Raw genomic sequence first — 25,891 nt, 5'->3', positions numbered from 1 at the left:
AATTTATAATTCATAATGCGTAATTATATAAGGAGCTGTCGCAACAGCTCCTTATTAAAATGTAGAATATAAACTCTAAATTTTACATTTTTCATTATTTTGCTAGTTCTAAGGCAATTTCCATCATATCTGTAAAGCTTTCTTGTCTTTCTTCTGGAGTAGTTTCTATACCTTTGAAAATATGATCAGAAATAGTTAATATTGATAATGCTTCAACATTATATTTAGCTGCAAGAGTATATAACTCTGCACTTTCCATTTCTATTGCTAAGCAACCATATTCAGCCCAAAGTTTTGCGCCTCCAACATTAGTATCATCATAAAATAAATCTGAAGATAATATATTACCAACTTTTATATTTAAACCTTTTTCTTTTCCTTTATTATATGCTTCTAATAAAAGATCAAAGTTTGCTGTAGGAGCATAATCCATTCCCATAAATCTTCTCTTATTTATTCCTGAATTAGTAGATGCACTTTGTGCTAAAACTATATCTCTTACATTAACATTGTCATTAATTGATCCAGCTGATCCAATTCTTATAAGTCTCTTTACTCCATAAAATCTTATTAATTCATTTACATAAATTGAATGTGATGGTAATCCCATTCCTGTTCCTTGTACTGATATTCTCTTTCCCTTGTATGTACCAGTATAACCATACATTCCTCTTACATTATTATAACAAACTGGATTTTCTAAATAAGTTTCAGCTATAAATTTAGCTCTTAATGGATCTCCAGGTAATAAAACTGTTTCTGCCACATCTCCTTCATTGGCCATTATGTGTAAATGCTTTGACATATTAAAAGCCTCCTAACTTATATTTATATAATGCTTTATAAGCATTAATTTTATTATATACTTATATTAAAATTTAAAAAAGAGTATAACTAAAAGTACTTTCTTTATCTTTTAAAATTATAATTTAATTGATTTATTAAATATTCTTCTTATTTTTCCAATCATATATAAGGACCCACATGCTAAAATTAAATCTCCATTATCAGCCTTGTCTATTGCATAGTTAACGGCTTCTTTATAATCATCAAATCCTAAAGAATTTTTATTATATTTCTCTGATAATACTCTTAACTCTTCAAAACTTGTAGCTCTAATTGAATTAGATGTAACTGTATAAACTTCTTTTGCCAATGGAACTATTATCTCTAGCATTTTTTCCACTTCTTTATCAGCTAATATTCCAAGAATTAAATATAAATCTTTATATTTAAAATAATCTTTAAGATTATCCTTTAAATATTTAATTCCATCTACATTGTGAGCTCCATCAATTACTATATAAGGACTTTTATTTAATATTTCAAGCCTACCCTTCCATTTAACCTTTTTAGTAGCAGTTTTAATCTTGTTGGTATCTATTTCTATATAATTTAATCTTTCTAACTCCTTTAAAGCCTCTAAGGCTAAAGATAAATTAATAATTTGATGACTTCCTAATAAAGAGAAATTTAAGATTTCTTCTTTATCTTTTAATTTTACTAATACCTTTTGATTTACGATTTCTTCATTATCTATACTTAAAAACTTATAGTTATTAGGATTAACAATTATTAAGTCAGACCCTTTTTTAATAGACTCTTCAGTAAGTACTTTCATTGCTTCATCTTTTTGCATACAGGTTATTATTGGTATATTGTTTTTAATAATACCTGCCTTTTCTTTAGTTATTTCTTCAATAGTATTTCCTAAAATATTTGTATGATCTAAACTTATTGATGTAATTATAGATAATATTGGAGTTAAAACATTAGTTGAATCAAGCCTTCCACCAAGTCCAACTTCAATAATTCCAAAATCAACTTCTTCTCTATATAAATACAAAAACATAATACAAGTTAAAACTTCAAATTCAGTAGGATGATTAAACCCTTCTTCTACAACTTGACTTACAAATGGCTTTATTTCCTTTATTAAACTTACAAAATCCTCTTCCTTTATATTTTCATCATTTATTCTTATAGTTTCTTCTATTTCTTCTAAATGTGGTGAATTAAAAAAGCCAATCTTATATCCATGTTCAATTAATATTTTACCCAGTATTGCAGAAGTTGATCCCTTTCCATTTGTTCCTGCTATATGTATCAACTTTATTTTTTTATGAGGATTTCCTATAAGTTCTAATAATCTTTCTGTACGCTCAAGACCATAATTTGATCCTAAAGTCCTTAGCCTTTCTAAATATTCTAAAGTACTTTTATCTCTCATCTTCCTTACCCCCTCTTTATTTCATTAACTATGTGATTTAAAAATTTATCCATAGTATCATTTATACCTAAATGACTTAACATTCTACTTCCAACAGCATCTTCAAATTCATTAAATAAAATTTTCCTATCCTTTGATAATAGAAAATCTATTCCGCCAAAATCTATTTTTATATCCTTTAAAATCTTATTAATTATTTCTTTTTCTTCATTAGAGTAATTATAGATTTCTACACTTCCACCCTTTGTAAAATTAGAAACTAAAGAATCTCTCTTAGGTATTCTTATAACTGCATGTTCAATTTTATTATTTATTATATAAAATCTTATATCACCTATATAATCTTCAATAAAATCTTGATATACATTTTTATTAAAATCTAAATTATCAAAATCCTCTACTATTCTTATATTATTCCCACCATGACCATTTTTAGGCTTTTCTATTATCTTTTTTTCTTTATAAATTTCATTTAAAGACCTATATACTTTAGGATAATTAATACTCTTTGATTCTATATAATCATAAGCTTTTAGTTTATCATTACCTAAAACTGCAAATTTATATTTATTAAAAACTCTAATTTCCTTTTCTTCTAATCTATAAGTTAAATCAAAATTTCTAGATCTATTTATAGCAAATTTATAATCATAATTTAATTCGTCTATATCTTTATCTAATACAAGTTTAATATTAAGATTTTTAGACTTCCCCTCAACTATAAGCCAATTTATATAAGCTTTATTTTTTTCTACATCTTCTTCATTATAAATAACTATTCCATTTATCATTTTATTTCACCTAATATATATTCTAATATTTTTTTCCCAAAGCTTTTTCCCCATATTTTTTCAAAGCTTAAAAAGTTTAAATTAGAATTAACTTCACAAAGTAATGGTTCATCATTTTCTCCAAATAACAAGTCAACTCCTGAAAAATCTAAGCATAATACTTTATGAGCCTTTAATGCTAACTCTTCTTGTTCCTTAGTAAGCTCTATTAATTTACCTTTTCCACCTTGAGTAATATTAGCTCTAAAATCAACTTCAGACTCCCTAAGCATTGCCCCTATTACCTTATCTCCAATTATATTAACCCTTATATCCCTTCCAAAGCTACTTCTAATATTTTCTTGAATTATAAAATCCGAATTTTTATTATTTAATTCATTAACCTTACTAATAAAGTCTTCTCTATTATTTATTAAATAAACTTGCATTCCAAAGGAACCCATAGCTTCCTTTACTATTACACTTTCACCAAAAGTTTCATAACACTTTATTAAGTAATCTTTATTGTTTAAAGATGAATCAAATATCATCGGGGAAAGAATAGTTCTTGGCATATTTATTTTATTGTTAGAAAGAGTTAAATGCATCAACCCTTTATGATCACAATATTTAATTGCACTGCTAGAATTAAAAACTCTATATCCCATTTTTTCTAAATGCCTTGCTAAAAGTACATCCTTATCCCAAAAAATTATAAAGTCTGGCTTTTCTAATTTTCTTAAATAAAATAGTTCTGCCTTTCCATCCCTAGAAAACATAGGAATTATTTCAGTATTTTTTACATCAATTAAATTTATATTTAATTCCTTAGCATCATTAACTAAAGAATTTACTAACTCTTTAATTTTAGGAACATTTAAGGTCCCATTATAAATTATCCAACCTATCATATTCATCCTACCTTCTTATTATGTAGTATTAATTAACCTATTTTTATCACTTTTAATTTTCTTTGTCAACCTTTATACTATTATTATCTTATGTTTATTAAAGGAGTAAATTATGAATGATTTAAATGAAGTTTTAAAATTAAATTTAGATAAAATATCTATTTATGAAATAAATGAAGAAACCTTAATAGAATTAAAAAACAGTGATTACTATTTAAAAAACAATTTCTATTTTTGGCTTATAAATAAAATTTATGAACTTGAAGAAAATAATAAGCTTAAAGAATTATCCTATGCTCATTATCTAATGTCATACTATATTTTTATAGTACTAACACCTTTATCCTATGAATCACTATCCTTTAGTCATATAAAAAAAGCTATACAATATGAAAACAACATTAAATATAAAGAATGGCTACTTATATTCGCAACCCTACCTACTGCTTACTTAAAACAATACGATGCTATTAAAATAGCAGAAGAAGTAATTAAAGAATATCCAAATAGTACTATAGCAAATACTATTTTACAAATCTTTTAACCTACAAAAAGAGATAAACATTATATTCCTTGCTCCGTCGCATGCGCTCCAAGTCAACCTCATACAATGTTTATCTCTTTGTAAAGTGAAGGTTGAAAGTATAAATAATAATGTGTAATATATAAAGGGATATTGCTAATAAATTTATATTAACAATACCCCCTTAAAATAAATTCAATGTAATTTTTACAAATCTACACTCTTAATTATTAAAAATTCTATTTGGGTAATTTGGAACAAATTACTTCCACAATTCTAAATTTTTAATTCTTAATTTTTCATTCTACTTAAGTGCTTCTATTCTTACTAAAACTGCATTAAGCATTTCTTGATATTTTTCTCTCTTTTCTTTTTCTCCATCAATTACAGCTTGTGGAGCTTTAGAAACGAAGCCTTGGTTAGAAAGCTTTTTATCAATTCTTTCTACTTCACCTTCTAATTTTTTCTTTTCTTTATTTAATCTTTCAAGTTCCTTTTCCTTATCTACTAAGTCAAGTAAAGGCATAAATAATTCTCCACCCTTAACAACTAAAGATACTGCATTTTCTGGAACTTCATTTTTATCAGCTATAAATGCTACTTCAGAAGCAGATGCTAATTTTTCTATATAATTAACTCCTGATTCAAAGGCTTCTTTTGCTTCACTTGTAGTGTAAGCTATAACCTTAGCCTTTCTTGATGGTGGAACATTCATTTCTGCTCTAACATTTCTTAATCCCTTAATTGCTTCAATTATAAAGTCCATATCTTTTTCAGCTTTATCATCTCTTAATGCTTCATTATATTCTGGCCAATTTGAAACAACTATTGATTCACCATCTGTTAATGTAGTAAATATTTCTTCAGTTATAAATGGCATTACTGGGTGTAATAATTTAAGTCCTGTTTGTAGAACTGTATTTAGAACGTTATAAACTATTCCCTTTGCCTTTTCATCGTCACTGTATAATACACCCTTAACTAATTCTATATACCAATCACAGAATTCAGTCCACATAAAGTCATATACTTTTTGAAGAGCAATTCCTAGTTCGTATTTTTCCATATTTTCAGTTACTTCACTAACTAAATTATTCATTCTTGAAAGAATCCATTTGTCAGCTAAGCTATATTCTTTGCAATCTTCATACTTTTTCATTATTTCAGTATCTAAGTTCATCATAACGAATCTAGATGCATTCCACATTTTATTTGCAAAGTTTCTAGCAGCTTCAACTCTTTCAGGGATGTATCTTATATCATTTCCAGGAGAGTTACCTGTAACTAGCATAAATCTTAGGGCGTCAGCACCATATTCATCTATTACTTCAAGCGGATCTACTCCATTCCCTAAAGACTTACTCATTTTTCTTCCTTCTGAATCTCTTATAATTCCATGAATTAATACAGTATCAAAAGGAGTTTTATCCATGTTGTGTATTCCTGAGAATATCATTCTTGCAACCCAGAAGAAGATAATATCATATCCAGTAACTAATACATTAGTTGGATAGAAATATTCTAAATCCTCTGTTTTATTTGGCCAACCTAAAGTTGAGAAAGGCCATAATGCTGATGAGAACCAAGTATCTAATACATCTTCATCTTGATGCATGTGTTTTGATCCACACTTAGGACAAACTTCTGGTGCATCTACTTCAACTATAATTTCTCTACAATCATCGCAGTACCAAACTGGAATTCTATGTCCCCACCACAATTGTCTTGATATACACCAATCTTGAATGTTTTCCATCCAGTTAAAGTATATTTTATCAAATCTTTCAGGAACAAATTTAGTTTCTTTACTCTTTACTGCTTCTATTGCAGGTTTTGCTAAAGATTCCATCTTAACATACCATTGTTTAGATATTATTGGTTCTATAACAGTATTACATCTGTCATGAGTTCCAACATTGTGAGTATGAGGTTTAACTTTTACTAATAAACCTAATTCCTCTAAATCTTTAACCATTTGTTTTCTTGCTTCATATCTATCTAACCCTTGATATTTTCCACCTAATTCATTAATAACTCCATGGTCATCCATAACTCTAATTTGTGGTAAGTTATGTCTAACTCCTACTTGGAAGTCATTTGGATCATGTGCTGGTGTTATTTTAACAGCTCCAGTTCCAAATTCAATATCTACATAATCATCAGCAACTATAGGAATTTCTCTATCAGTTAATGGTAATTTAATCATTTTACCTACTAGAGCTTTAAATCTTTCATCATTTGGATTTACAGCAACTGCAGTATCACCAAGTAATGTTTCTGGTCTTGTAGTTGCTATTTCTAAATATCCACTACCATCAGCTAATGGATAATTTATATGCCAGAAGAAGCCATCTTGTTCTTCATATTCTATTTCTGCATCTGAAAGTGCTGTTGAACACTTTGGACACCAGTTAGTTATTCTATTTCCTTGATAAATTAAACCTTCGTTATATAACTTAACAAAAACAGTTCTAACTGCTTTATTTAAGTTTTCATCCATAGTAAAGGCTTCTCTTGAAAAGTCACAAGAAACTCCCATTTTCTTAAGCTGATTTCTTATAGTTCCTCTATATTCATCTGCCCATTCCCAAACTTTTTCAAGGAAGGCTTCTCTTCCCATTTCTTTTTTAACTAAACCTTCTTTAAGAAGTTCATTTTCAACCTTAACTTCTGTTGCAATTGAAGCATGGTCCTGTCCTGGTAACCATAAAGTTGAATATCCTTGCATTCTCTTAAATCTTATAAGCATATCTTGAAGAGTATTATCAAGAGCATGACCTAAGTGAAGCTTTCCAGTTATATTTGGTGGTGGCATAACAATTGAAAATGGCTTTTTATTTTTATCTACTACAGGTGTGAAATATTTTTTATCTTCCCAATTTTTATATATTCTTTCTTCAAAGTCTTTTGGGCTATAAGTTGTGGCTAAATTTTTCTTTTCAGACATATGTGTTCCTCCTTTATTTTCCTAGTATTTAAAATCTAATGATATTTAATTTCTTATAATTAAAATTTAAAATAACATTAAAACTATTTTTTTGAATAAAAAAAGAGCCTTCATCACAAAAGGACGAAGTCTCGCGGTACCACCTTTTTTCTTAACATAAAAAATTATATTAAGCTCTTTATTTATTAACGACTAAGACCGCCGCCTTTACCTACTTTAGTTCAGTAAAGATGCTCAAAAGCTACCTTCAGGATACTTTAATATAGAAGGCTTTCAGCCAGTGACCTTCATTCTCTTTAATATGCAGTATTCCCTACTCCTCTTTCTCATTGCTTTTAATATATGATTTTGTAAGGTTATCTTATAATATATTATTCTGTTTGTCAATATTCTACTATACAATTAAATATAAAAGTAGAAAAGCTACCTTTAAGGTAGCTTAATTAAAATATTTTTATCTTAAATTTTAAAATCCTTTGGATCGTGTTCCTTTGCCTTTGGTTCTCCAAAAGCTGCTTTTACACTCTCTACTTGTGGATTGTGATTAATATGTTTTTTATGACTATTCTTAGGCTTCTTACTCATCTCTTTCACCTCCGTGCTTGTATCATTAGCTTATGTAAAAGAGATATATTTTATGTAATTAACCTTCAATCCAGCTCATTTCTTTTATAAATTCATTTATAAAATCTTCACTCATACTTGGATTTATAGTTTCTTCATGTATTATTGTTGCTATAGACATAGCTATAGCGTATTTTACTGTGTCTTTTATAGAAAGATTATTCATATACCCATATCCAACACCAGCTACAAAAGAATCTCCAGCTCCTGTAACATTCTTGACTTCAACACAAGTAGTTTTAATCTTACCTTCTTCGGTATAATTTTTATAGTATATTCCATCTGCATCTAAGCTTATAAATACATTCTCTACGCCTAATGATATAAAGTGATTTGCAGCTTTAAGTAAATCTTCATCATTTTCAATTTTAAATCCACATAAAAATTCTGTTTCTAACCTATTTGGTTTTACTGTATGAAAATATTTAATTAAGTGACTCACTTTTTTAGCTTTAGTTGCAGATACTGGGTCCAAAATAAATTTAGTCTTTCCATAAAACTTAGTTAAAATGTATTCCAACAATTCAGGATTATCAGCATCTAAAATTACATATTCCGCATTTTCAATTACATCTGCTTTAGAGTCGATAAAAGCCCTATCCATTTTGTTTAAACATTCCATATCTACAATAGCAGATTCCATTTCTCCATTTTCATTTAAAATAGCCATATAAGTTGGTGTATATTCATTCTCTAATATTAATGAATGTTTCATACTATATCCTATTTTTTTAGAATTATCTATAATGTTTTTTCCTTGATCGTCTCCGCCCAAAATTGATATAAATTCTGTATTTACATTAACTCTTGCTAAATTTTCAGCAATATTTCTGCAAACTCCACCTAAAGATATTTTTATTTGCCCTGGTATAGAATCTCTTTGATTATATTTTTTTCTACTAAAACCTATAATATCTACTATTGATGCCCCTAATACTAAAATATAAGAATCATTATTATACATACCATCTCTCCCGCTCTATAAAGTCCACTAAAAAAATATAAATACATTATATTAAAGAAACATAAAAAAATAAAGTAATTTTTAAAAACTTTGTCGAATTATATTATTTATATAAAAGTCACTGTTTCATTCTCAAATTTTCTATTAACTTCATATATTGAATATTAACTTATAAATATGGAAATAATTTTAATAACATAATAATTAAATCTAGGAGGACTATATGAATTTCTTTAATGAAGGAAATAAATATTATAATCTTAAAGAATATGAAAAAGCTATTGAATTTTATAAAACAGCTATAGATAATAATGAAAATACTGCTTGTTCTTATTATAATTCAGGAGTTTGTTATATAAAAACTAAAGATTTTGATAAAGCAATTGAGATGATAAAAACAGCTTTATCCATGCAACAAGAAAGTAAGTACTATTTCAATTTAGCTTATTGCTATGCTATGAAAGAAGATGTAAAAAAGGCTTTGATTTATTTTAATATTGCTTGGTCTCTAGACTCTAGCGATACAGATTGTGAAAAAGCAATTAATTTAATTATGGCGAAAAATAAAAAGTGGGATATTTCGAACTAAAAAATCCAATAATATAAGTTTTCTATTCTAATTAATAAAATAGATTAACTCATATTATTGGATTATTTTTACTTAAACTTTCTATTAAATAATAATCATATATTAAAAATTTTAGTAATCCTAAAGAATTCTGTCCTTTATTTTCCATTATTAATTTTTAATTAGTAGCTTGGCTCCTACCTCCATTCCCCTGCAATTTCGGCATTTAAATGATCTTTATTAAAATCTATATTATCAAAATAATCTCCTGATAAATAAAAAGTAGGATCAACATTAACCCATAGTCCTTCATCTTCTAAGAAAACTTCATTCCAAGCATGTGGTCCATAATTTTGCCCATCGTATGCTTCGCCGGTTATTATTCTAGTTCCTAGTCCAACACTTTTTGCCATTGCAACATAAAGGCAGGCGTAATCAAAGCATATTCCACTTCTAGTATTCCAAGCTTCTATTGCACCACTATTGCTTACTCCTTCTGGTCCAAGAGCCTTTTCTGCCTTATTAAAGTCATATTTTATATTAGACCCAATCCAAGCATATAATCTTTTAGCTTTTTCTCTATCGCTTTTAGCACTACTTACTATTTCTTTTGCTTTTTCATCTATTTCAGGTAATGACTTTATTCCATCTTCTAAAGTAACTCCATTATAATATACTATAACATTTGAATTAGAAGGTAAATACTCCTTAAAATCACTATATGATAAAATAGGCTTATTTATATTAACTATATTTTCTAAGGTATTATATCCTTTTATGTTTTTAAAAAGATTTATTTTCATTTCTCTACCAAAAGTAGAGTTGTATGTAATAATCCCCATAAACATTATTAATATAACTACTAAACCTTTTATAAAACCAAATATAGTAGAAAATATAACTATTCTTATTTTCCCATTATTAAGAAGTATATTATATGCCTTTGTTAGAGGTTCATTTAGCCACTTTAGCAATAAATAAATTATAGATTGAATTAAAAGAAATACAGTTCCCAAAATTAATGCCTTAAATAAATTATTATTTAAAATCATTAAATTAGGGTTATTACTTATAAATTGTAAAATTGATAAATATATTTTTTCTAAATTTAAAAGCATAATTAAAAATGTTACGAATATGGAGAAATAATATATTAACCTATTTAATGAATATTTTGCACTTTCGTCTTCTAAAGAACCCTTAATACTATCTTTCATTGAAAAAATCATTAATAAGGCACATATGATATGTGGTAAGTATGCAATCATTAATGTCTCTCCTTTAAAATAATTTAAATATCATCTATAGTTGTAACTTTTTTTACAGCATATGAAACTGTATCATAATCATAGCCCTTAGTTAAAAGGTATCTATATAGCTTTTGTGATAATTTAAACTTATCATCTTCTCTCTTGGCTATTGTATTATATTTTTTTATTGCTAAATTATATGCTGTTTCTCTTTCATCATCTCTATCAATATTAGAAATTTCTTCCTCTATTATATTTTCACTTATTCCCTTTTTCATTAAGTCATATTTAATCTTTTTTTTGCCTTGAAGTCTACTCTTATCCTTAACATACATTTTTGTATAATTATCATCAGATATAAAACTATATTTTTTTAAAAATTTTATAGTTTTATCTATTTCTTCATTTTCGTATCCCTTTAAAATAAGTTTATCCCTTAACTCTTTTTCACTCTTAAAGGTTTTTTCAACTATCCTTAATGCAGTATTTTTACATTTTAAATAATTATCTTCCTTTGCAATAACCTGTATCTCTTCAATATTAATTTTTTCATTAGTCTTAAGTCCTTCCTTATAAACTAATTCGTTACTTAAGGAAAAAGCATACTCATTATCAATATAAATATTTGCTCTATCTTTATTTCTCTTTTGTACTTCAATTTTAGTAATTATATTCATATTTATCCTCTTTTTAATTAGATTTCAGTATATGAATTGTAGGATCATTTAAAACACTATTTGCAACATCATGAATCTTTTTAATGTCTAAACTATTTAATTTTTCCATATCATCTACAAATTCATAAATATCTTCACCATCTAACCCTTGATGAAGCATATAGTTACATAGTTCTGATGGATCTTCTAAAGTTGAAATAACTGCTGTCTTATGAACTTTTTTCATAAGCTCTAAGTCCTTTTCTCCTATAGAAAGTTTTCCATTCTTAATTTGTGTAATAGTCTCATCAATTGCCTCAATTGCAGAATCTAAATCATCTTCACCTACAGCTGTATAGATATATAAAGTCTTAACATTATTAGTCATATCTATACTAGTATATATATCATAGGCAAGTCCCCTTTTTTCTCTTACTTCTCTAAATAAAAGAGAGTTGGAGCTTTCTCCAAGTCTATGATTTAAAATTCTAAGAGGTAATTCTAGCTCTTTATTTAAATTGTAGAATGTATATAAATATACTATTGTGTTTTGCTCTATATTTTCTTTTATTGTTGTAACAAGTTTAGGAATATTATTTTCTTCTATAACTTTTTTATTTACTTTTTCTCCAGGTTCCCAAGACGAAAAAACTTTTTTTATTTCTTTTAATGCATCCTCATGGTCATAAGAGGATACAATTGTAACTAAAGAATTATTTGAAGTATAATATTTTTTATAGTATTTTAATAAATCTTCTCTTTTATAAGTTTTAACATTCTCCTCTAATCCAGCTACATCAAACCTTAATGGATTTTCCTTAAAAGCAATTTCATTAGTTCTTTTAAAACTTAAATCCTCTATATCATCTTTACTTGCTCTAATTTCAGCAAGTATAACTCCTCTTTCTTTTTCTAATTCCCCTTTATTAAATTCTGGATTTATTATCATATCCCCTAATATCCCTATAGCATTTTTAAGTTCTTCCTCTAAACAGCTAATGGTATAAACCGTTGATGTATAATCAGTATATGCATTATACTCCCCACCTAAAAACTCCAAAGCATCATTTAATTCTTCGTAATTTCTTGTTTTAGTCCCTTTAAAAAGCATATGTTCTATAAAATGAGATATACCCTTCTCATGCATTTCTTCATAAAGAGAGCCAACTCTAACACCAACATTAATTGACGTAATCTTAGTATCCTTCTTTATAGTTATTACTTCTAATCCATTATCTAAAAAATGTCTTTTAACATCAAAATTCAATTTAAACATTCAAGTCCACCTATCCCTCATATTATTTAAGCTTATTTTAAGTATAATATGATTATCTTTAAAATATAACAATATAAATATTATATCTATGTTTTCACTAATAATCTACATCATTAGTTCTTTTAATTTAAATTATTGATAATAATGCTTTACCAGATTTTTATTGACACTTATAATTAGTGTATAAGTTAATTAAATGTTTTACATTTATACTACTTTAAATTTAATATAAATTAATAAGTTTTACATTTGAAAAATTATATAAGAATATAAGGAGGGCTTTTATGAAAAAGAATATCTTAATAATTGAAGATGAAACTCGCATAAGATTTTTACTTCGTGATTATTTTGCAAGGGAAGGATTTAATATAATAGAAGCTTGTGATGGTGATGAGGGAATTAATTACTTTATAAATAATAAAATAGATTTAGTTATCCTAGATATAATGATGCCTAAGGTTGACGGAATAACAGTTTTAGAAACTATTAGAAAAGTTTCATCAGTTCCTGTTATCTTACTTACTGCTAAAGGTCAAGAGGAAGATAAATTATTTGGTTATGAAATGGGTGCTGATGATTATATGACTAAACCATTTTCTCCTAAAGTTTTAATTGCTAAAGTTAAAGCTCTATTAAAAAGAACCTCTGAGGAAACCTTTTCCAGCTTAAATGAATATGATGGTCTTACTATAAACAAGTTATCTCATGAGGTTAAGATAAATAATGAAATAATTAACCTTTCTCCAAAAGAATTTGAGCTTTTAGCTTATTTAGCAGATAATGAAGGAATAGCATTATCAAGGGATACCATATTAGATAATGTTTGGGGATTAGATTATTATGGTGACTTAAGAACAGTAGATACAAATATAAAAAGATTAAGAGAAAAACTTGGAGAAAAGGCTTCATATATAATTACAGTTAGAGGAAGTGGATATAGATTTGAAGCAAAGAAGTAAATTTAGTATATCAAAAAAGTTATTTTTAATAACCTTTGGATTAATTTTTACTGTTTTAATTTTTAGTATGTTATTTCAAAATCTTTTTTTCGAAGAATTTTATCTAAGCAAAAAGATAAAAGATATGACTAGAGAAATAAATAAATTTAGTGAATTATACTCTTATAATATAACTGATGATAAGAATTTAATAGAAGAATTATTTAGAATCGAGCAACAAAATAACTCTAAGGTTGCTATATTTTCTAAAGATGGTCAACTTAAGTATTTGACTAATTATGTTAATAATACTGATGATTTTAAAACCCTTACTGCCTTTTGCACAGAACTTTTAAACGATAAATATCTTATTAATAAAGTTATTACTACTGGAAAAACAGAAACAACAGTTTTTGAAAATAAATATTCCAATACTACTAAAATTGGAACTGTTGGCGCTATGTCTTTAAACTCAAAAAATGATTCTCTTATAGTTGCAGTATCTTCTATGCAACCTATTAACGAGGCTACTGATGTAATTAAAGAATTCTATTTTTACTTATTTTTAGGCTTTAGTATAATTGGCATATTTTTATCTTCTGTCTATGCAAACTTAATATCTAAGCCATTAGTAAATATAAATAAAGTAGCAAAAAGAATGTCTGCTATGGACTTTACAGTAAAGTGTGAAGAAAGTTCTGATGATGAAATAGGAAATTTAGCTACAACACTAAACTTCTTATCTTCAACTTTAAAAAATGCTTTAGATGATTTAAAACTTAAAAATAAAAAACTAGAAGAAGATATTGAAAAAGAGCGTAAATTAGAAGAAATGAGAAAAGACTTCGTAGCAAGTGTATCTCACGACTTAAAAACTCCTATCGGTATAATTGAAGGCTATGCTGAAGGATTAAAAGATGGCATAGCTACTGGAGAAGATGCATTATTTTATCTTGAAACTATAATCGATGAATCCCATAAAATGAATAAACTAGTAACTAATATGTTAGAACTTTCGAAATTGGAATCAGGCAACCTAGAATTAGTTATTGATAGGTTTAATATCTTAAGATTAGTAAGAAAGCTTTTAAAAAGCTTTAAATTAGAATTTGATTTAAAAAATATAAAACTAGAACTTAAAACAGATTTAGAATATTGCTATGTTATGGGAGATGTTTTTCAATTAGAACAAGTATTAACTAATCTAATTAGCAATGCACTTAAATATACTCCAAAGGGGAATGACGTAATAATTGAGGTAAATAATATAAATGATATCATTATTATTGCAATAGAAAATAAAGGTATTCATATTCCAGAAGAAGAAATTGATAATTTGTATAATAAATTCTATAGAATAGATAAAGCAAGAAACTCTTCTAATAATAGTAATGGCTTAGGTCTTGCTATTGTAAAAAGAATTCTAAACTTACATGAAAGCTCCTACTCCTTATTTAATACAGAAGATGGAGTTAAATTTACATTTACTTTAAAAAAGGCAAATGATGAAGAAATATATGAATAAGAGGATGTCCTAGGACATCCTCTTATTTTTAATCTATAGTAAAATGTTCAAAACTTAACCTTATCTTTAACTGAAAGGCTTATAAACACTACTATCTAAATATACTTCTGAAATGCACTCTCCAGCTGAATTATAACCATACAAATAGGTATCAGCTGATAAAGCACCTGTTTGATAAGATTTTGGTTCATAAGTTATTCCACCTTTTGCTTGGCTATTAGACCAAAACTCTGCTGTGATAGAACCATTACCTGCATATACATTTACTACTATAGGATAATCATATGGATTTTCAAAAATTAAATCTGGCCATTCATCCCCAATAGTTGCATCTAAGCCTTGTGGTACATAAGAAACTGTCATTTCATGATTCATTCTATATGTTGGAATTATTCCTGCTCTTAACTCTGCATTATAGATAGTACTAGATATTTGACATACACCTCCACCAAAGCCTGGCACTACTTTACCATTAAGATAAGTATTAGCCGATACAAATCCATAATCTGCTGTTGTAGGTCCTATAGCTTCAACTGTTGAAAATTCATCTCCAGGCATAAGAACTCTGCTACCTATCATTCCAGCTCCTCTAATTATATTAGTCCCACTTGGTCCTGCTGGAAAGTGAGTTGTATAAGATGAAATTTTAGTATCTACTGACTGTAATGCCTCTGCTGTTATATAAGGTTGTACCTCATTAAGTTCCCCGGCTAATGCTACTATTTCTTCACCTTTTACATCTAATAAAACATTTTCTATTTTTGTCTTTAAATCTTCTTTATTTAATTCATACCCAATTTCTCCAGGTATTACACTTATAGAGCCACCATAAATATTAACTGTTGCATCAATGGGATTAACTAGTACTTCCTCATTTATAGAATCTAAAAAACTTATAACTTTTTCATCACTATATATTACATTAAACTCATAAGTTTTATTTTCTGGCTCTTTTATTATATTAAGTTTTTCAAAAAAGCCTCTATCTTTACCGTAAGATAACAATTCGTTTTCAAAGCTTTCATAGTCTATAGTAATATCAAAGTTACTATAGCTTTCTTCAAATTTTTTATCATTTATAGATATGTCTATCTTCCTTGAGGAAATATTACTTACCATTTCTTCTAAGACATTGTGTAATTCTTCCTTAGTTAATCCTGAAACATCCTTATCGAATATAAAAACACCTGGGTATACTTTATTTGCATAACTATCTATAATCTTTATATTTTTAGATACTATATACAAAGTAATAGACCCAACTAATAATATAATAGCTAATACAGTAAATAATACTATTTTTTTCTCCCTAGTAATCCTTTCATTTGTTTGTGGCGTAACGTTATTATCCATTCTACTCTCCTCTCAGCCCAAATAAACTGTAACTTTTTTTGTGAATTTATAATTATATTATATCTTCATTGAAATTTTTTTACAATTACATTTTACTATATTATACAAAGAAGCTTAATATTAGCAAGATAACTAATATAATATTAGAAACTAATACTAACTTATTATTAAAAGCAATATTTTTCAAATTATTTTCCTCTCTGCTCTCAATCATATCTATCATAACTAATAGCTGATCTAATTTGTTTATTACTTCCTTATTGAACTTTTTCTTTTCACTACTGTCGTTTATATTTTGTAAAACTTCTTCCTTGCTCTTTATTAACTCTTCTTTAATGTCATCTATTACTATATCTTTATATAAAGATTTAAGTTTTTCCTTAACGTTATCTTTTATTAATTCATCCCTTAAATAATTATCCACCTATCAATTCCTCCTGAATTAATATTATTTTTTTAGTTATTAATAAAAAATACTCATGATTTAAAACTAGCTCTGATTCATTTAAATTACTAAAATTTAAAACTTCAACTACCTTTTTTCTCTCTCTTAAAAACTCCCGCTTTATATACTTAAAGAAAATCTTAACATCTCTTTCATCTTCAAAAGATGCATTATTAAAATTTTCATAGTCTCTTTTTAACTCATTTAGCTTTCTGTTTTCATATGAAATTATTCTCTTATTTTCATTAATTGCATCTATTATGTCATCTAATTTTTCCTTGTAAGAATTATTATTCCTATAAGTTTTCATTTCTTCATACCTTAGATTTTTTTCAACTTCTAATTCTTTAAAGGTTTTATTTAATAAGTTTATATTATTTTCTATTATCTTAATTTTATTTTCATATTCTTTCCTCTTTGATTTTATATAAGATATCGTATTTCTTTTCAAATCATAATACCTTTTAAAATATATTTTTTCATTTGTACTATTTTTTTCTTTTTTATATTCATTAATAAAATTCTTTATTCCTTCTACTAAAAATAGATCATCATCTATAATTAGCTTTTCTTCTAGATCTTTTAGCACCTTTTTTCCTCCCTTCTATTAAAATTACCCTTTGATACTTATGTTATTTTTATTAAATTCTATGCTAATAGTACCTATATTATTATTTAAAAATATATAATACATAAAAAAAGAGCTAATAGAATTAACTTTGAAACTCTATAAGCTCTTATATATATTATTTATTATTAAAATCCTTATTAAGAAGTGCTGCAAAAGGATTATTATTAAATTCCTCTGCTTCCTTTTTCATCTTCTTCATAATGTTATTTACTTCTTTTTTATCTACCTTTCCCTTTTTATCAAATCTCTTTTCAAATTGTGAAGCCTTTTCTCTAAAGTTGCAGTTTGTTCCTGTACAAACATATATCTTTCCTTCTCCTTGACCTCTAACTTCGAGTTTTTTCTTACATTCAGGGCATCTTGCATTAGTTGTTCTACTTATACTTTCTCTATATCCACATTCTCTATCTTGACAAACATTCATTGTTCCATTTTTACCTTTTACTTCTAGAAGATACTTTCCGCAATTAGGGCATTTTTTACCTGTTTTATTATCATGAATAAATTTGCTGTTATCACCTTTAACCGCTTCCACTAATGCAATTGCATAGTTTTTCATTTCCTTTATAAAATCATTTGGGTTATGTTTGCCCTTACTAATTTCATCTAATCTCTTTTCCCATTTAGCTGTAAGTAATGGTGACTTCAATTCATTAGGTACTAAATCTATAAGTTGCTTTCCTTTCGATGTTGGAACTATTTCCTTTCCTCTTTTTTCAATTACAAAGGAATTAAACAACTTTTCTATTATATCTGCTCTTGTTGCTACTGTACCAAGCCCCCCTGTTTCATTTAATGTTTTAGCTGCTTCCTTATTTACACTTACATACTTTTGAGGGTTCTCCATTGCAGATAAAAGCGTTCCTTCATTAAATCTTGCAGGTGCTTTAGTCTCTCCTGTATTCAGTTCAATTTTAATTATTTTTAATATATCTTTTTCACTAAGTTTCGGAAGAGTTTGTTCTCTTACATCATTTTCGTTTGAATCTTCTTCTGCATAATCTTTATCATATAAAGACTTCCACCCTTTAGACTTAACTACTTTACCTTTAGCAATAAAGATTTCTCCATTAATTTCTGCTTTTATATTAGTTTGAATATACTCAAAAGGTGGCATAAGCACACTTAAAAACCTTTTAACAACAAGATCATATATATGTCTTTCTTCACTACTTAAATTACTTAAATTAGGTTTTTGCTCTGTTGGAATTATAGCATGGTGATCGCTAACCTTACTATTATCTACAAAGCTTTTGTTTGTATTAATTTTTTTCTTTAGTATATCAGATGCTGCCATTCTATATTCTCCAATGGATATTGCTTTTAACCTATCTGGTAAAGTTGAAACAATATCAGTTGAGATATATCTTGAATCCGTTCTTGGATAAGTTAATATCTTATGATTTTCATAAAGCCTTTGCATTATCGATAAAGTTTGCTTTGCTGAATATCCCCATATCTTGTTAGCATCTCTTTGAAGCTCAGTTAAATCATATAAAGCTGGTGAGAACTTCTTCTTTGGACTTTCTGTTATTGAAGTTATTTTTGCATCATTACCTTGTATTTTATTTATTATTTTATTAGCATAATCTTCATCAAATATTCTTAAGTTATTATCCTTATTAACCCACTCTAAACTTATGTCCTTGCTTTTTGCCTTTATAGTATAAAATTTTTTAGGTTTAAAGTTTTTAATCTCCTCTTCTCTGTTTACTATCATAGCTAATGTAGGAGATTGTACTCTACCTGCAGAAAGCTGTGCATTATACTTACACGTTAATGCTCTTGTAGCATTAAGTCCCACTATCCAATCAGCCTCAGCTCTACAAACTGCTGCCTTATATAAATTTTCATACTCACTTCCTGGCTTTAAGTTTCTAAATCCATCCAAAATAGCTTTATCTGTTTGAGAAGAAATCCAAAGTCTTTTTATAGGTTTCTTTACTCCTGCCTTTTCTATTATCCATCTTGCAACAAGTTCTCCTTCTCTACCTGCATCAGTTGCAATAACTATTTCATCAATATCATTTCTATTTAAAAGTTTTTTTACTTCATAAAACTGTTTTGATGTTTTCTTTAAAACTGAAAGCTTCATATTTTTAGGTAACATTGGAAGTGTTTCCATACTCCAAGTTTTATATTTTTCATCATAGCTTTCTGGATCTTGAAGCCCAACTAAATGTCCTAAAGCCCATGTAATAACATATTTATTTCCTTCAATATAGGCTCCCTTATTTACATTAGATTTTAAGACTTTTGCTATATCTCTACCTACAGAAGGTTTTTCTGCTAATACTAGTATTTTTCCCATATTCATATCCTTTCTAGTTCAATTAACGATTAACCATTTACAATTAATAATTAATGATGTAATTTATTTAAATTACTAAAAACAATTTAATTTAAAATACTGCTTCAAACAGTCTTTTAACATAACATATTATACCACAGAGTTAGAATTATTGTTATTTTATGATATAATAAGCATAAACATATTATGGGGGACAAGTTTATGGTAGAAATATTAAAATTAACAGCAAGTTTTATAAATGATTTACATGACAAAGTACTAGATATTGTAAGTATTGCAGGATATCCATTAAATGATAAACAGCTTCATTTTATTTTTATGGCTTTAATCGGAATTATTATATTTGCATTTACTCAGCTTATTTTTAAACAATTAGCTAAATACAGTATTACAGCAATTTCTTTTATATATACCTTAACAGTAATGATAGTTATAGTTTTTGCTATAGAAATTCAACAAAAGCTTACAAATAGAGGTAATATGGAGTTCTCAGACATAGCCTACGGTTTATACGGTTTTATATACATATTCCTAGTTTATCTACTAATTAAACTAATTATATTAGCAATAAAAACACTTTATAAAAAATACTATAAAAAAATTAAAAAAGGAAGATAGATGGGATATTACAAAAAACCATCTATCTTCCTTTTTTAATATACTTAAAGCATTGCACCATCTATTTTTATAATTTGCCCTGTTAAATACTCACATTTATCACTACATAAAAAAGTTATCATTTTAGCTACTTCTACAGGATTTCCAAATCTTCCAAGTGGAATCTCCTCCTCTAATTCTTCTCTTTCTTCCTTTGATAGGAAAGAATTCATTTCTGTATCTATTACTCCTGGTGCTATAGCATTTACTCTTATGCCCATAGGTGCTAATTCCTTTGCTAAAGATTTTGTGAATAAATTAATTGCTCCCTTAGTACTTGAATAAAGAACTTCGCAAGATGCTCCGGTATCTCCCCATATTGATGAAATATTAATTATATTTCCTTTTCCCTTATTAATCATATGTGGTATAGCTTCTTTACTTAGATACATAGCTCCTAATACATTTATTCCAAATATATCATTTATGTTCTTTTCTAAGAAATCCATGAATAATCCCCTAAAGGATACTGCTGCATTATTTATTAGTATATCTATCTTTCCAAAGGTGCTTATTATAAAATCTATCATCTTCTTACAAGTATCGTAATTTGATATATCACCTTTATAAAGCTTTGAATATCCACCTAATTCCTGAATTTCTTTAAGTGTTTCTTCTGCTGATAAATCATCCTTAGAATAATTTAAAATCACTGTAGCTCCTTCTTTTGCGAGTTCTAATGCTATTGCTTTTCCTATTCCTCTAGTTCCACCAGTAACTAATGCTATCTTCCCTTGTAAGTTTTCCATTTTCTACTCCCTACTTCTTTATTTTTTTGGAAATTATAAAAATTTTACCCTTTTTATAAATGTTTATAATTTCCTTCCTTTCTTTTTTAATGAGATAAATCCTATATGACGTCGACTTTGAGCTTGCGACGGAGAAAGTAATATAAGATTTATCTCATTTACATCCATTCTTTTAATACTCTTTTTACATTTCCATAAAATATTTTATCAATTTCTGTATTTGTAAAACCTTCCTTAGTTAAGGCTTCTCTTAAATTTCCTATTTCACCTATATTCTTAATTTCAACTTCATTTTCAATACCATCAAAATCAGTTCCTAAGCCTAAAACATCCACTCCACCAACTTTTTTTATATGTTTAAGATGAGTAATCATAGAATTAATTGAAGGTACCTTTTCACTTCCCAAAAATGGCGCACAAAAATTTAATCCCATAACTCCGCCCTTATTTGCAAGTTTAACTATCATATCATCAGTTAAATTTCTTGAATGATTTGTAATTGCTCTTGAATTTGAGTGAGTAGCTATAAATGGCTTTTTACAAATATCAACTAAATCGTAAAATCCTCCATCTGATAAATGAGAACAATCCGGAATAATTCCCACTCTTTCCATTTCTAATACTATTTCTTTTCCTTTATCTGTTAGTCCATAATCCTTATATTTATATCCTGAATTAGGATAACCTATACTATTTTTAAAGTTCCATGTTAAAGTTATAAATCTAATTCCCATATCGTAAATTTCTTTTACTCTTTCAACTTTCCCTTCTAAAACCTCACCTTCTTCAATTGATAAAAAGGCGCCTATCTTTCCTTTATCATTTACTTCTTCTAACTCTTTTAAGTTTCTAACTATCTCTATGTCATTTTTATTTTCTTCTAACTCTTTCATAAAGGAATTATACATTTTAATAAACTCTTTATAAGGATTATCTACGATGTTTAATTCTATAAAATGAGCAAAAACTTGAGCTTTAGCATTAGAATTTTTCAGCTTATTTATATCAACCTTACATTTACTTTCCTTTAATTTTAAATTTTCATACAAAAGTCTACTTGCAGTGTCACAATGTAAATCAATTGAATACATATTATGTCCTCCTTAATACTTCTTCTTTTTCTTCCTTTATAATTCTTATTCTTTCATCTCTTGCCCATAATAAATAACTCTCTAAATTATTAGGTCCAGTTATTACTTTTCTTCTTACCCACAAAATTCCTGACTCTTGGGCTTCTATATTCCATTTAACTAAGGAAATTCTTCCTTTTTCTATTTCAATTGCTGTTATTGCATAAGGTAATACACAGCATCCATCATTAAAATAAGGTGGTTCCTTATATTCTGGCATCCTACTATTATGAGTATGTCCACATATAATCATTTTCCCACTATCTTTAGCCCATTTTTCAAGCTTCCTATCAACCTTACTTCCTTTTTTATTATTTTTTGCTGGACTTGTAGGATCATGAAACCCAGCTAGTCCATTTAAAAACTTCCATACATATCTTACAAGAAACCTAGATAATAACCAGTAAGTAGAGTTCATATAATCAGCTTGATGTCCATGAGTTACTAAAAATTTTTCATTAATTGGAGTATACTTAAAATTAATTCCTTCATAAAAGACAATATCTTTTATAAATTCTAAAAAATTTTTCCCGTAATTTTCTCCTACTTTTTTTAAACTTTTATATTGAGAATTATAAAAACTTTCCCTATTTTTTATTATATCATGATTACCATAAATAATATAAACTCTATTATCTTCTTTAAATTTATTTAATAATTTAAAAATATCATTATAAATATATGCTATGTCATTATAATTTCTATTTTTCCAAAGTTCATCACCATCTCCTACTTCCACGTAAGTAAATCCTTTTCTATAATAATAAGATAATGCAGTTTTATATATATTTTTATTAGGCAGAAGAGAATCATAATATGTTCCATCTCCTCTATGGACATCAGATATAAACACTATATTATCTCCATCATCAAATTTTAATTCTTTTGCATTTTCATATAAATAATTTAACCTCTTCATATATACCCTAAAAAAATTATTATTTTTAGTATATGTTTCTACTTACTTATTTGCTAAAAACATCCTATTTAAATAATCATAACTTATAGATAAATTTAATTGATTTAGTACAAACTACATATAAAGTTTAAGGAAAGGGGAAAAAATTTGTGAAGTTGAAATTTATAAATATATTTTTAATTACTTTACTTACCTTTAAACTCCTACCATCTTCTGTTTGCTTTGCTTTTGAAGATGGGGCTAATTCTAACAAAATAGATTATTCCTCTGATGAAACAAAAAGCGAGTTTAAGAATTTACTAGAAAATTTATTTTCTCAAAGAAATGCTGCTATAGTTTCAGCAGATACAGAACTCTTAAAGGGATTTTATGATTTAAATGTAAAGGTAAGCCTTTGGGCTTATCAAAGCGAAGCAAAAAAGACACAATATTTAATTAATTGGTCTGAAAAACAATCTGTTAAGTTTAAAGATATAAATTCTATAGTAAGAATAAGAAAAGTAGCAGAAAAAGAGCCTAATCTATATGGCGTTATTTGTGATGTTGCAACAGACTTTAATTATTATTATATAGATACCCCTGACGTTATAAATAAATTTAGATTAGGTACTAATCACTATTTAAACTTAAAAAAACAAGATGATAGATACATAATAACTAAGGAATGGTACACTGATCCCTTTGCTGACTCCTTAGATTTAAATAATATAAAATCCGATGAAATTAAAGAATATATACTAAATCAAACTGCTCCTGAATATACACCTAGTGAAAGAGTTAAAAGTGCAATAGAATATGCTCATAAGTATTGCGGTGTATCTGAAGAAGAGGATTTTATATTTAAATATAATAATAAATATAAAGACCATAATCCTGATGGTGGAGATTGTGCAAATTTTGCATCACAAATCTTATTTGAAGGCGGTGGATTTAAGAAAAACTCTGCTTGGAACTATGCTGGAAAAGAAGGAACAAAAGCATGGCTAAATGCTCAAGGATTTAAAAACTATATGATAAGTAGTGGTAGAGCTTCTTATGTTGCTAAAGGTTCTTATCAACAAATATATAAAGCAGCTTTTAGCTTAAGACCTGGAGACTTTGTTGCATATGAAAAAAAAGGAAGAATAACTCATATCTCAACAGTTACAGGCTTTGATTCCAAGGGCTATCCATTAGTTACATGTCATAATACTAATAGGCTACTGGTTCCTTATGATTTAGGCTGGAGTAATGATAATATAAAATTCCATCTTGTTCACGTACACTACTAACAATATATAATGCATAATTAATAATTGATAATTTAGGATGTAATTTGTTACAAATTATTAAAACACAAAAATTTAGAGGCTGAAAAACAGCCTCTAAATTTTTAATCTTACAAAACTAATTTAATAGTCTTTTCTTAAATTATACATTATACAATGTACATTCTTAATTATTAAATTTATTTTAAAAACAATAATTTATCTTCTGATATTTTTAAATATAAATTTTCTTTATTATCTATTTTATTCCATTCATCTTTTTTTACTTTATATAAAATAGTCTTGTTTTCACCTTGCAGTTTAGAGCTTTTATTTTCAAATATAATGTTATATTCAAATACATCTTCTACTATTTTATTTATTTTACACTCTATTATATTTTGTTCATCACCATTCTTAACAATTTCAAAATTATGAGCTCTAATACCTATATATTTAATATCTTCTTCTATTTCTTTCTCTAATTCTAAAGTAATATCCCAATCTAATATATAAACTTTATTTTTTGATATAACTCTACATTTTGAAATATTTTTACATCCTGTCAAAATTGCAACTTTTTTTAACTTAGGATTTTTAAAAGTTTCCTTAGTATTACCTATCAATATAGAACTACCCTTTTCTATAACAACTATATTTTCACAAAATCTATAGGCTTCATCTCTACTATGAGTAACCATTAATACTTCACCTTTGTATAATCGTAAAAGTTCTAAAACCTCTGTTTGAAGTTTTTCTTTTAAATATGTATCTAATGCAGAAAAAGGCTCATCTAGCATTAATACATCCGGTTTGTATATTATGCATCTTGCTAAAGCAACTCTCTGTTGTTGCCCTCCTGAAAGCTGTCTTGGATATTTTTTTTCAAGTCCTTGCAAATGGAATGCTTCAATAATTTCATTTATTTTTCTGTTTTTTTCATATTTAGAACCCTTTAAGCCTATACCTATGTTTTTCTCTACAGTCATATTAGGAAATAGGGCATAATTCTGAAATAAATATCCTATATTTCTTTCTTGTGGTTTTAAGTTTATTTTCTTTTTAGAATCAAATAGAACCTTTCCATTAAGAATTATAAGCCCTTCATCAGGAGTTTCTATTCCTGCAATACACTTAAGAGTCATACTTTTCCCACTTCCTGAAGATCCTAATACTCCAAGATAATCACCATTTGTTTCGAAGGAAACATTTAAGGAAAATCCCTTTAGTTTTTTTCTTATATCTACAAATAAGCTCATTTACCTCT

General features: G+C 27.0%; 24 protein-coding genes and 1 other annotated feature. Of the genes, 6 read left to right on the top strand and 18 right to left on the bottom strand.

What is annotated here, in order from left to right; translation table 11 throughout:
- Positions 1 to 94 precede the first annotated feature (94 nt).
- From deoD to BN6774_RS09040, 4 genes are all read right to left on the bottom strand, one after another.
- Positions 95 to 805: a purine-nucleoside phosphorylase gene (deoD, locus tag BN6774_RS09055; RefSeq protein WP_066892826.1), complete on the bottom strand. Its 711-nt coding sequence runs from the start codon at positions 803 to 805 to the stop codon at positions 95 to 97.
- Positions 806 to 922: 117 nt separating this feature from the next.
- A complete protein-coding gene (locus BN6774_RS09050) occupies positions 923 to 2,230 on the bottom strand; it encodes a bifunctional folylpolyglutamate synthase/dihydrofolate synthase (RefSeq protein WP_066892824.1) in 1,308 nt (435 codons plus the stop codon).
- Between the two features lie 5 nt (positions 2,231 to 2,235).
- Positions 2,236 to 3,021 carry an ATP-grasp domain-containing protein gene (locus BN6774_RS09045; RefSeq protein ID WP_066892822.1) on the bottom strand — a complete coding sequence of 262 codons (786 nt, stop codon included), beginning with the start codon at positions 3,019 to 3,021 and terminating at the stop codon, positions 2,236 to 2,238.
- A complete protein-coding gene (locus tag BN6774_RS09040; protein ID WP_235829599.1) occupies positions 3,018 to 3,917 on the bottom strand; it encodes an ATP-grasp domain-containing protein in 900 nt (299 codons plus the stop codon). The genes BN6774_RS09045 and BN6774_RS09040 overlap by 4 nt, the downstream gene beginning before the upstream one ends.
- A 106-nt stretch (positions 3,918 to 4,023) precedes the next feature.
- On the opposite strand from BN6774_RS09040, the gene BN6774_RS09035 reads away from it, so the two are divergent.
- Positions 4,024 to 4,455: a hypothetical protein gene (locus BN6774_RS09035; RefSeq protein ID WP_066892820.1), complete on the top strand. Its 432-nt coding sequence runs from the start codon at positions 4,024 to 4,026 to the stop codon at positions 4,453 to 4,455.
- Between the two features lie 283 nt (positions 4,456 to 4,738).
- Here the strand turns inward: BN6774_RS09035 and BN6774_RS09030 are convergent, their stop codons facing one another.
- The 3 genes from BN6774_RS09030 to BN6774_RS09025 form a co-directional block, all read right to left on the bottom strand.
- Positions 4,739 to 7,381 (bottom strand): valine--tRNA ligase, encoded by a 2,643-nt coding sequence (locus tag BN6774_RS09030; RefSeq protein WP_066892818.1) that lies wholly within the window; start codon positions 7,379 to 7,381, stop codon positions 4,739 to 4,741.
- 116 nt (positions 7,382 to 7,497) lie between these two features.
- Positions 7,498 to 7,720: a binding site (T-box leader), on the bottom strand.
- A gap of 120 nt (positions 7,721 to 7,840) precedes the next feature.
- Complete coding sequence (locus tag BN6774_RS18970) at positions 7,841 to 7,966, bottom strand: CPC_1213 family protein (protein WP_268873135.1); 126 nt, start codon at positions 7,964 to 7,966, stop codon at positions 7,841 to 7,843.
- Positions 7,967 to 8,024: 58 nt separating this feature from the next.
- The gene (locus BN6774_RS09025) at positions 8,025 to 8,969 is read right to left on the bottom strand and encodes a carbohydrate kinase family protein (RefSeq protein WP_066892815.1); all 945 of its coding nucleotides are present in this window, start codon (positions 8,967 to 8,969) and stop codon (positions 8,025 to 8,027) included.
- Positions 8,970 to 9,192: 223 nt separating this feature from the next.
- On the opposite strand from BN6774_RS09025, the gene BN6774_RS09020 reads away from it, so the two are divergent.
- The gene (locus tag BN6774_RS09020) at positions 9,193 to 9,558 is read left to right on the top strand and encodes a tetratricopeptide repeat protein (RefSeq protein ID WP_066892813.1); all 366 of its coding nucleotides are present in this window, start codon (positions 9,193 to 9,195) and stop codon (positions 9,556 to 9,558) included.
- Positions 9,559 to 9,734: 176 nt separating this feature from the next.
- Here the strand turns inward: BN6774_RS09020 and BN6774_RS09015 are convergent, their stop codons facing one another.
- Genes BN6774_RS09015 through BN6774_RS09005 form a run of 3 tightly spaced genes read right to left on the bottom strand, consistent with a single transcriptional unit; the run spans position 9,735 to position 12,719 of the window.
- Positions 9,735 to 10,805, bottom strand: coding sequence for a transglutaminase-like domain-containing protein (locus tag BN6774_RS09015; protein WP_084766956.1), 1,071 nt, complete (start codon positions 10,803 to 10,805; stop codon positions 9,735 to 9,737).
- Between the two features lie 23 nt (positions 10,806 to 10,828).
- A complete protein-coding gene (gene recX / locus BN6774_RS09010) occupies positions 10,829 to 11,464 on the bottom strand; it encodes a recombination regulator RecX (protein WP_066892811.1) in 636 nt (211 codons plus the stop codon).
- Between the two features lie 13 nt (positions 11,465 to 11,477).
- Complete coding sequence (locus tag BN6774_RS09005; protein WP_066892809.1) at positions 11,478 to 12,719, bottom strand: M16 family metallopeptidase; 1,242 nt, start codon at positions 12,717 to 12,719, stop codon at positions 11,478 to 11,480.
- Positions 12,720 to 13,003: 284 nt separating this feature from the next.
- Between BN6774_RS09005 and BN6774_RS09000 the strand changes: the two genes are divergently transcribed.
- The gene (locus BN6774_RS09000; RefSeq protein ID WP_066892807.1) at positions 13,004 to 13,678 is read left to right on the top strand and encodes a response regulator transcription factor; all 675 of its coding nucleotides are present in this window, start codon (positions 13,004 to 13,006) and stop codon (positions 13,676 to 13,678) included.
- Between the two features lie 124 nt (positions 13,679 to 13,802).
- Complete coding sequence (locus tag BN6774_RS08995; RefSeq protein WP_235829651.1) at positions 13,803 to 15,182, top strand: sensor histidine kinase; 1,380 nt, start codon at positions 13,803 to 13,805, stop codon at positions 15,180 to 15,182.
- Positions 15,183 to 15,248: 66 nt separating this feature from the next.
- Here the strand turns inward: BN6774_RS08995 and BN6774_RS08990 are convergent, their stop codons facing one another.
- The 4 genes from BN6774_RS08990 to BN6774_RS08975 all read right to left on the bottom strand — a co-directional run bounded on the left by BN6774_RS08990 (position 15,249) and on the right by BN6774_RS08975 (position 19,922).
- Positions 15,249 to 16,535 (bottom strand): VanW family protein, encoded by a 1,287-nt coding sequence (locus BN6774_RS08990; protein WP_066892802.1) that lies wholly within the window; start codon positions 16,533 to 16,535, stop codon positions 15,249 to 15,251.
- Positions 16,536 to 16,635: 100 nt separating this feature from the next.
- A complete protein-coding gene (locus BN6774_RS08985) occupies positions 16,636 to 16,959 on the bottom strand; it encodes a hypothetical protein (protein WP_066892800.1) in 324 nt (107 codons plus the stop codon).
- Entirely contained in the window at positions 16,952 to 17,569 is a 618-nt protein-coding gene (locus tag BN6774_RS08980) for a hypothetical protein (RefSeq protein WP_066892798.1), read from the bottom strand. The genes BN6774_RS08985 and BN6774_RS08980 overlap by 8 nt, the downstream gene beginning before the upstream one ends.
- A 157-nt stretch (positions 17,570 to 17,726) precedes the next feature.
- Positions 17,727 to 19,922, bottom strand: coding sequence for a DNA topoisomerase III (locus BN6774_RS08975; protein ID WP_066892796.1), 2,196 nt, complete (start codon positions 19,920 to 19,922; stop codon positions 17,727 to 17,729).
- A 201-nt stretch (positions 19,923 to 20,123) separates the two neighbouring features.
- Here BN6774_RS08975 and BN6774_RS08970 point away from each other — a divergent pair, with 201 nt between their 5' ends.
- On the top strand, positions 20,124 to 20,540 hold the full coding sequence (locus BN6774_RS08970; RefSeq protein WP_066892794.1) for a hypothetical protein: 417 nt from the start codon (positions 20,124 to 20,126) through the stop codon (positions 20,538 to 20,540).
- Between the two features lie 44 nt (positions 20,541 to 20,584).
- Here BN6774_RS08970 and ymfI read toward each other — a convergent pair whose 3' ends face one another.
- The 3 genes from ymfI to BN6774_RS08955 all read right to left on the bottom strand — a co-directional run bounded on the left by ymfI (position 20,585) and on the right by BN6774_RS08955 (position 23,377).
- On the bottom strand, positions 20,585 to 21,328 hold the full coding sequence (ymfI, locus tag BN6774_RS08965) for an elongation factor P 5-aminopentanone reductase (protein ID WP_066892792.1): 744 nt from the start codon (positions 21,326 to 21,328) through the stop codon (positions 20,585 to 20,587).
- Positions 21,329 to 21,486: 158 nt separating this feature from the next.
- Entirely contained in the window at positions 21,487 to 22,419 is a 933-nt protein-coding gene (locus BN6774_RS08960; RefSeq protein WP_066892790.1) for a dipeptidase, read from the bottom strand.
- Position 22,420: 1 nt separating this feature from the next.
- Positions 22,421 to 23,377: a metallophosphoesterase gene (locus BN6774_RS08955; RefSeq protein WP_066892788.1), complete on the bottom strand. Its 957-nt coding sequence runs from the start codon at positions 23,375 to 23,377 to the stop codon at positions 22,421 to 22,423.
- Between the two features lie 155 nt (positions 23,378 to 23,532).
- Between BN6774_RS08955 and BN6774_RS08950 the strand changes: the two genes are divergently transcribed.
- Positions 23,533 to 24,648, top strand: coding sequence for an amidase domain-containing protein (locus BN6774_RS08950; protein ID WP_066896566.1), 1,116 nt, complete (start codon positions 23,533 to 23,535; stop codon positions 24,646 to 24,648).
- 176 nt (positions 24,649 to 24,824) lie between these two features.
- Here the strand turns inward: BN6774_RS08950 and BN6774_RS08945 are convergent, their stop codons facing one another.
- Positions 24,825 to 25,883 (bottom strand): sulfate/molybdate ABC transporter ATP-binding protein, encoded by a 1,059-nt coding sequence (locus BN6774_RS08945; RefSeq protein ID WP_066892786.1) that lies wholly within the window; start codon positions 25,881 to 25,883, stop codon positions 24,825 to 24,827.
- Between the last annotated feature and the right edge of the window lie 8 nt (positions 25,884 to 25,891).

Origin of the sequence: Clostridium nigeriense, from assembly GCF_900086595.1 — a bacterium.
GTDB classification, from domain to species: domain Bacteria; phylum Bacillota; class Clostridia; order Clostridiales; family Clostridiaceae; genus Clostridium; species Clostridium nigeriense.
This window is presented reverse-complemented; position numbering and strand designations above follow the sequence as displayed.